Source organism: Photobacterium lucens (assembly GCF_009873615.1).
GTDB lineage: Bacteria > Pseudomonadota > Gammaproteobacteria > Enterobacterales > Vibrionaceae > Photobacterium > Photobacterium lucens.
Genome location: NZ_SSMG01000248.1, coordinates 1 through 1,589, shown reverse-complemented (window position 1 = coordinate 1,589; position 1,589 = coordinate 1). Strand labels below are relative to the sequence as shown.

The following is a 1,589-nucleotide window of genomic DNA, read 5'->3' as shown; positions in this document are numbered from 1 at the left end:
ATCAGCAATTACCAAAAATAGAAAGTTTGATCATTAAAAATGTCTATTGTTGATAATAAAAATAAGCGTAAATTAAATCGCATAGACAGACACCAACTTATTTTTAACGCTGTCTATCAAAGGATTTAGATATGCCACATTTCAATAGCCAAGAGCACAACGGTTCACAAAAAGGTCACCAACACGGTGCTGAATTTGAACATGAAAAAATGGAACGTCGTTACGATGATGGCGCAGAGCATAAACATAATCGTGACCACCACGAATTCCGTGAACACGAGAAAAGTCATCCACATACACAACATGGCGGCGATCCAGTAGGTCATAAACACCCAGAGCAAACTCATCATGATCGTCACGAACATGATGAGCACCGTCACCATAAAACTAAAGAGCATGATCATAAAGAATCATCTCGTGAACATCACAAAACTTCTTCTAAATAATAGTTATTAAGTTTTGCTTTCTATCTCTTTGATTAGAGATAAGAATAAAAAGCCCAATTAATACATCTTTATGGCTTATTAATTGGGCTTTTTTATTAAGTTACATTAATTTCGGATTAAATATGGCTCTATAAAGTCCAATACTTCATTTTCACACAGCCCTACTTCCACTTCAACGCCAGCTTGCTCTAGCACCGCAATACCTTTTCCGCTATTACGTGTATCAGGATCTAAAGTCGCAACCACAACTTTCTTGATGCCTCGTTCAACCAATGTGTGCGCACAAGAAGGTGTTCGCCCAACAAAAGAGCACGGCTCTAGCGTTACATATGCTGTAACGTCATCTAAGCTTTCACCATAATTAGCCAATGCCATTGCTTCTGCGTGATGATGTCCTGGTAGTTGAGTAAAACCTTCACTAACTATCTGTCCATCTTTCACTAGTACACACCCTACAGGTGGATTTGGACGACAAGCTGGTAATGCCTGATGAGATAATAATAGCGCTCGCATCATAAATGCTTGCCCTTGAAAATCACCGCTCATAATTCAATTCACTTAAATGATAAAAAGACAATATCTTATTCTGGCTATAAAAATATCATGGCTAAGTTCGACACACTATTTAAAAATTCTATTCAAATTTTATTTTTATTATGAATGAAATATGAATAGTGCAATCACTCTTTATTCAGTCAGAATAACGTTAACTGTCTGCGCCTTATTTTTGAGAGGAAGACAATGAAACGTGTAATCACAGGTCTAATTCTATCGTTAGCACTGCATTCACTATCGGCATTCGCAACAACACAAACATCACCACATTCAATGGAAAAGATGGCGAAAAATACCATTGAATATTTAGACCATACTCATAGGCTAGATCGGATACAACAGCAGCAAAGTCACATGCTAGCAACAATCAATAACAACAATTATTTATTAACAAATGGTCACAAGGAAGGTCATTTAGAACGGGGACGATGGGAAGAGACCCAGACTAATAGAACAAATACTCGTTGCCGTGTAGAACACAAGAATAAATAACAATACAGCTCAAGTATGTACTTAATTTTAATACTTGAGCTAACTTAGATGATAGGTTTTGTAACATTTTGATAGATATAATTAGCAACAATATAT

At 36.4% G+C, this 1,589-nt stretch carries 3 protein-coding genes; 2 read left to right on the top strand and 1 reads right to left on the bottom strand.

Going from position 1 to position 1,589, the window contains the following annotated elements:
• The first annotated feature begins 131 nt into the window (after window positions 1–131).
• Window positions 132–446, top strand: coding sequence for a hypothetical protein (locus tag E5A76_RS10840; protein WP_053987574.1), 315 nt, complete (start codon window positions 132–134; stop codon window positions 444–446).
• 105 nt (window positions 447–551) lie between these two features.
• Here the strand turns inward: E5A76_RS10840 and E5A76_RS10835 are convergent, their stop codons facing one another.
• Window positions 552–992, bottom strand: a complete 441-nt coding sequence (locus E5A76_RS10835) for a bifunctional diaminohydroxyphosphoribosylaminopyrimidine deaminase/5-amino-6-(5-phosphoribosylamino)uracil reductase RibD (protein WP_161118937.1) — start codon at window positions 990–992, stop codon at window positions 552–554.
• 195 nt (window positions 993–1,187) lie between these two features.
• On the opposite strand from E5A76_RS10835, the gene E5A76_RS10830 reads away from it, so the two are divergent.
• A complete protein-coding gene (locus E5A76_RS10830) occupies window positions 1,188–1,493 on the top strand; it encodes a hypothetical protein (RefSeq protein WP_161118936.1) in 306 nt (101 codons plus the stop codon).
• Window positions 1,494–1,589: the final 96 nt, after the last annotated feature.